Source organism: Micromonospora sp. NPDC005291, from assembly GCF_040607415.1.
Taxonomy (GTDB): domain Bacteria; phylum Actinomycetota; class Actinomycetes; order Mycobacteriales; family Micromonosporaceae; genus Micromonospora.
Map to the genome: position 1 here is coordinate 48458 of NZ_JBEXGR010000033.1, position 6101 is coordinate 54558.

General features: G+C 70.0%; 1 protein-coding gene. It reads left to right on the forward strand.

The features are described from left to right. Positions 1-180: 180 nt before the first annotated feature. Positions 181-6101 (forward strand): amino acid adenylation domain-containing protein (locus ABZT18_RS29850; RefSeq protein ID WP_355253026.1); only part of this gene is annotated, 5921 nt, incomplete at its 3' end.

Here is a 6101-nt window from a genome sequence, read left to right on the forward strand (position 1 = left end):
CCCAGCCGATCCGCGGTCCCAACCGCCGCAGAGTCCATCGTGCCGGCTATGGCAGGACAGCATTCCACGCCGGTTCCCCGATTCATAGGCGCCATACCCAGCCCGCCTGTAAATGCAGTGACCGGCAGCAAAGGTGTCCGATCCGAAATGACTCAGGAAACTGTTGCAGCACGTCACCCGATGACTCCCACGCAACAGGGGGTGATGTTCCAGAGCGACTTCTCCCGGACCCGCGGGCTGTTCCACGTGCAGGTCGAGCTGCTGATCGAGCAGGACCTCGACACCGACGCGTTCCGCCGGAGCTGGGAGTATGTCGCGCAACGGCACCCCGCCCTGCGGACGAGCTTCGAGAACCTGCAGGGGCAGGCCCCGGAGCAGGTGGTGCACCAGCGTGTGGACGTGCCGCTGGCCGCCGAGGACTGGCGGGGGCTGAGTCCCGCCGAGCAGCTCCAGCGGTCGGCGGCCTACCGGCAGCAGGATCTGGACCACGGGCTGCCACTCACCGCCCCGCCGCTGTGGCGCCTGCACGTCGCGCGTCTGGCCGACGCCTCCCATCAGGTGATCTGGAGCCTGCACTACATCGTTCTGGATGGGATCAGCCAGTCGATCGTGCTGCGCGACCTCGCCGAGCACTATCGGCACCTGACCACCGGTTCCACCCTGGACCTGCGGCCGGTCACGCCCTACGAGGACTATCTGCGGTGGCTGGGTGACCAGGACCTGGCCGAAGCTGAGCGTTTCTGGCGTGCCGATCTGGCCGGGGTGGAGCCGGCCGCGCCACTGCCGGTGGAGCGCCGGGCCGGTGCCGGTGCGGAACCTGCCCCTGGGGCCCGGCTCGACATGTACGACCAGGTGAGCATGGTGCTCGACGAGGAGGAGACGGCGCGCCTGGCTGCCGCGGGTGAGCAGCACGGTGTCTCGCTCGGCACGTTGTTCCGGGGCGGCTGGGCGCTGTTGCTGAGCCGCTACACCGGGTCCGCCGACGTCGTCGCCGGCGTGACCAGCGCCGGGCGTCCCGCGGAGCTGCCCGGGGCCGACGGCATGACGGGCCTGTTCATCAACACTCTTCCCCTGCGGGTACGGGCGCAGGCGTCGATGCCGTGGGGCGAGTGGATGCGTGGCGTGCAGGACCGGTACGCCGAGATCCAGCAGCACAGCCACAGCCCGCTCCTGATGATCCAGCAGTGGAGCGGCATCGGCCCCGGCAAGGTGCTGTTCGACAGTGTCGTCTCGGTCGTGGCGGACCTGCCCTCCGGTCGGGGCCTGGCGATGACCGGCCGGCAGGAGGAGATCAGGGCGCCGTACCCGCTGAATCTGGTCGTCACCCTGGGCGCCGCGACCACGATCACCCTGCACGTCGACACCGCGCGCTTCGACGGCGCCGCCGCCAGGGCGATGCTGAGGCACCTGCGGCGGATCTGTGCCGGCCTGGTGTCCGCGCCGGACGCCCCGGTCGGACGGTTGTCGCTGCTCACCGGGGACGAACAGCACCTGCTGGTGCGCGAGTGGAACGACACTGCAACGCCCTACGACGGACAGGCGTGCATCCACGAGTTGTTCGAGCGGCAGGTACGGCGTACCCCGGAAGCCCCCGCCCTGCTCTTCGGGGACGGCGAGTGGACGTACGACGAGATCAACCAGCAGGCCAACCGGATCGCGCACCATCTGGTGAGCCTCGGCATCGGACCGGGATCCTTCGTCGCGGTGCTGATGGAGCGCTCCGCCGAGATGATCCCCGCCCTGCTCGGCGTCCTCAAGGCCGGCGGGACCTATGTGCCGATCGAGTCGAACGCCCCGGTCCGACGGTGGCACTGGATCATCGACTCGCTGGGGATCACCTGTGTGCTGACCCAGCACGCGCTGGTCCCGGCGTTCGGCACCGCCGACCCGCTGCCCCGGCTCGCGCACCTGATCTGCCTGGACGAGGCCGCAGACCCGTTGGACACCGCGCCCTACCGGCTGCACACCCTGGCCGACGTGAGCCGGCGGCCGGTCGAGGACCTGCCGGTACGGGGGACCTCGCAGGACCTGGCGTATGTGATCTTCACGTCCGGGTCGACCGGCACGCCGAAGGGCGTGATGGTCGAGCACCAGCCGGTGATCAACCTGATCGAGTGGGTCAACACGACCCACCGGGTGACCGCCGACGACCGGATCCTGTTCATCACGTCGCTCAGCTTCGACCTGTCGGTGTACGACATCTTCGGCATCCTCGCGGCCGGCGGTTCGATCCGGCTGGCCTCCCGCGCGGACATCCAGGAGCCCACCCGGCTGCTGGAGATCCTGTCGACCGAGCGGATCACCTTCTGGGACTCGGCGCCGGCCGCACTGATGCAGTTGGTGCCGTTCCTGCCGGCGGACGGCGTCGTGTCGGACGCGCTGCGGCTGATCTTCATGAGCGGTGACTGGATCCCGGTCAACTCGCCGGACCTGCTGCGCGCCGCGTTCCCGCAGGTGCAGGTCATCGGTCTGGGCGGCGCCACCGAGGCCACCGTCTGGTCGAACTTCTTCCCGATCGGCCGGGTCGACCCGCAGTGGACGAGCATCCCCTACGGCAGGCCGATCCAGAACGCCCGCTACTACATCCTCGACGGTGGCCTGCAGCCCTGCCCGATCGACGTGCCGGGTGACCTGTACATCGGCGGTCCGTGCCTGAGCCTCGGCTACGCCGGGGACCCGCAGCTCACCGCCGGCAAGTACATCGCGTCGCCGTTCGATGAGCCGGGCGCGCGGATCTACCAGACCGGGGACCGGGCCCGCTGGCGGTCCGACGGCACCATGGAGTTCCTGGGCCGGGTCGACTCCCAGGTCAAGATCCGGGGCTACCGGATCGAGCTGGGCGAGATCGACACGGTGCTGAGCCGCCACCCGGCGGTGCGGACCGCGGCCACGCTGGTCCGTGACGACCAGCCGGGCGGCGCGTCGCTGGCGTCCTACGTCGTGCTCGACCAGGTGGCGGCGCAGGCCGCGGTCCAGGACGACGACCTCTCCCTGCTCGACGACCGGCTCGACCACTGGCAGCAGGTCTACGACGGTTTCGACGAGCTGGAGACGGCGCCCACCGAGGACGGCGCCGACTACTCCGGCTGGAACAGCAGCTACACCGGCCGGCCCATCCCGTTGGACGAGATGCAGGCGTGGCGGCAGGAAACGCTCGACATGGTCCGGGCGTACCGGCCGGAATCGATTCTCGAAGTCGGTTGTGGCACCGGCCTGCTGCTCGTACCGCTGGCCCAGGAGGGCCGGCGGTACTGCGGCACGGACTTCTCGTCGACGGTGCTCCGGTCGCTCCAGGCGCGCCTGGACGAGATGCCGCAGATCCGGGAGACGGTCACGCTCCTGCAGGCACGGGCCCACGAACTCGGCGACCTGCCGATCGACGCGGTCGACACCGTCCTCATCAACTCCGTCGTGCAGTACTTCCCCGATGCCCATTACCTGCTGCGCGTGCTGGACGGGGCCCTGGACCGGCTCACCGCGAATGGCCGCATCATCGTCGGCGACGTGCGCAGCCTGCCGCTGCTGGAGGCGTTCCACGCCAGCGTGGAGCTCAGCCGTACGCAGGACGGGAGCCGGCATCGGCACGCCGTCCGGCAGCGGGTGCGCCAGCGGGTCCAGCAGGAGAAGGAACTCGCGCTCGATCCGGCGTTCTTCCGGGCCTGGGCGGCCGGAACCGGCCGCGTCACCCGGGTGGAGATCCGGCCGAAGCGCGGACGCGACCGCAACGAACTGACGATGTTCCGGTACCAGGTGGTGTTGCACGTCGGCGAGCCCACGGCACCGGCGTCGCCGACATCGGAGCGCACCTGGCCGGTCATCGGCGGCACCCTCCCCTCGCTGCGCGAGCTGCTCGTCAGCGAGCGCCCGGCCCGGTTGCGGCTGCGCGGCGTACCCAACTCCCGCGTCGCGGAAGCCACCCAGGCCCTGTGCTGGATCAAGGGCGACACCGGCCCGGCCACCGTCGAGGAGTGGCGCGCCGCATCGCCGGCCCCGGACGGCGTCGATCCGGAGGACCTGACGGAACTGGCCGGCGCCCACGGCTATCAGGCGACGGTCGACTGGACCGGTCACGGGGCGGACGGCGCCTACACGGTGCTGCTCACCGACGCGGACGCCGCCGTCGCCCAGGTGAACGAGGACGAGTTCGTCGACCCGGCGGAGGCCGGCGGCGCCGACGACTGGCTGCGCCTCGCCGGACAGCCGCTGCGGGCCGAGGTCGAATCCCGGTTGCTTCCTCAGCTCACCGCCTACCTGCAGGAACGGCTACCGCACTACATGGTGCCGGCCGAGCTGGTCGTCCTCGACGCCCTGCCGGTCACCGCAAGCGGGAAGCTCGACCGCAAGGCTCTGCCCCTGGCGGGCGCCGCGCCGGCGGCCGGGTCCGCCGGACACCTGCACGCCCGCAACACCACCGAGACGCTGCTCGTATCGATCTACGAGCAGGTCATGGCGCGTACCCCGATCGGGGTCGACGACGACTTCTTCGCCCTGGGCGGCCACTCGCTGCTGGCTGTGCAACTGGCTGCCCGCATCCGGCAGGTGTTCGCCCTCGACCTCCCGGTGCACAGCTTCTTCGACCTGACCACGATCGCCCGCCTGGCCCCCGAGCTGCAGCGGCTGCGTGACGAGCGGCAACCCCTGCGACTGCCGCCGCTGGCCCCCGCGCCGGCCGGGACGCCGGTGCCGGCCAGCTTCGAGCAGCAGCGGCTGTTCTTCCTCGACCGGCTGCACCCGGACAGCAATTTCTACACCGTCAACTGGCTGATCCCGTGGCCGGCGACGATCCCCACCGACGTCATCGAGGCGGGTCTGCACGAGATGCTGGGCCGCCATCAGGCCCTGCGGACGACCTTCCGGGAACGCGACGGCCAGGTGTGGCAGGTCGCCGCCGAGCAGTGGTCGGTCACCGTACCGGTCACCGATCTGTCCGCAGTGGACGTCGGGGAGCGGGACCAGCAGGCCCAGGAGGTGATCCGCCGGTGCTGGGCGGAGCCGTTCGACCTGGAGTCCGGCCCGTTGCTGCGCGCGATGCTGGTGGTCCTCTCGGACACCGAACGGGTGCTGGCCTTCGGCGCCCACCACACGATCTTCGACGGCTACTCGATCGGCCTGTTCGGCCGGGACCTGCTGCGGATCTGTCAGGCGCTGACCGACGGCGTCCCGGCCGGCCTGCCCGACCTGCCGGTCCAGTACGCGGACTACGCCGTCTGGCAGCAGCACTGGCTGGACGAGGACTGGCTGACTCTGCACCTCGACTACTGGCGCGAGCAGCTCGCCGACGCACCCGAGGTGCTCAACCTGCCCACCGACTTCCCCCGGCCGGAGGTACAGCGTCACCAGGGAGCGTTCCTGCGGCGCCAACTGCCCGCCGCCCTGACCACCGAGATCCGGCGGATCAGCGGCGAACACCAGGTGACGAACTACATCACCATGCTGGCCGGCGTCGCCGTACTGCTGTCCCGCTGGTCCGGGCAGGACGTGGTGGTGATCGGCGCACCGATCGCGAACCGTCACCGGGTGGAGCTGGAGCCGCTGATCGGCTTCCTGGTCAACACCGTGGCGCTGCGCGTCGACCTGCGGGACAACCCCACCTTCGCCGAGGTGATGCTGCGGATCCGCCGGCAGTTGTTCGACGCACAGAGCCACCAGGAAGTGCCGTTCGACCGGGTTGTCGAGGCGCTGAGCCCGGAGCGCGACCTCAGCCACAACCCGATCTTCCAGGTGATGGTGGCCGACGAGAGCCTGCCGTTGCTGGACTACCTGCCCGACACGATGCCGGTGCAGCCGTGGATGCGCCGGCTGATCGAGGAGGGCATGAGCCTGCGGGTGGCCCGCTTCGACCTGGTGCTGATGATCGAGGAGGACACCGCAGGGCTCCGGCTGGGCTTCGAATACAGCACCGACCTGTTCGCCGAGCACACCATCGAACGCATGGCCGAACACTTCCAGGTGCTGCTGGCTTCGGCGACCGCACGACCACAGGAACGGGTCAGGCACCTCGACATCCTCCCGGGTTCGGAGCGGGAGCGGTTGGTGGGGGAGTGGAGTCGGTCGGGGTCGGGTTCGTTGTTTTCGGGGTTTTGGCATGAGTTGTTTGTTGA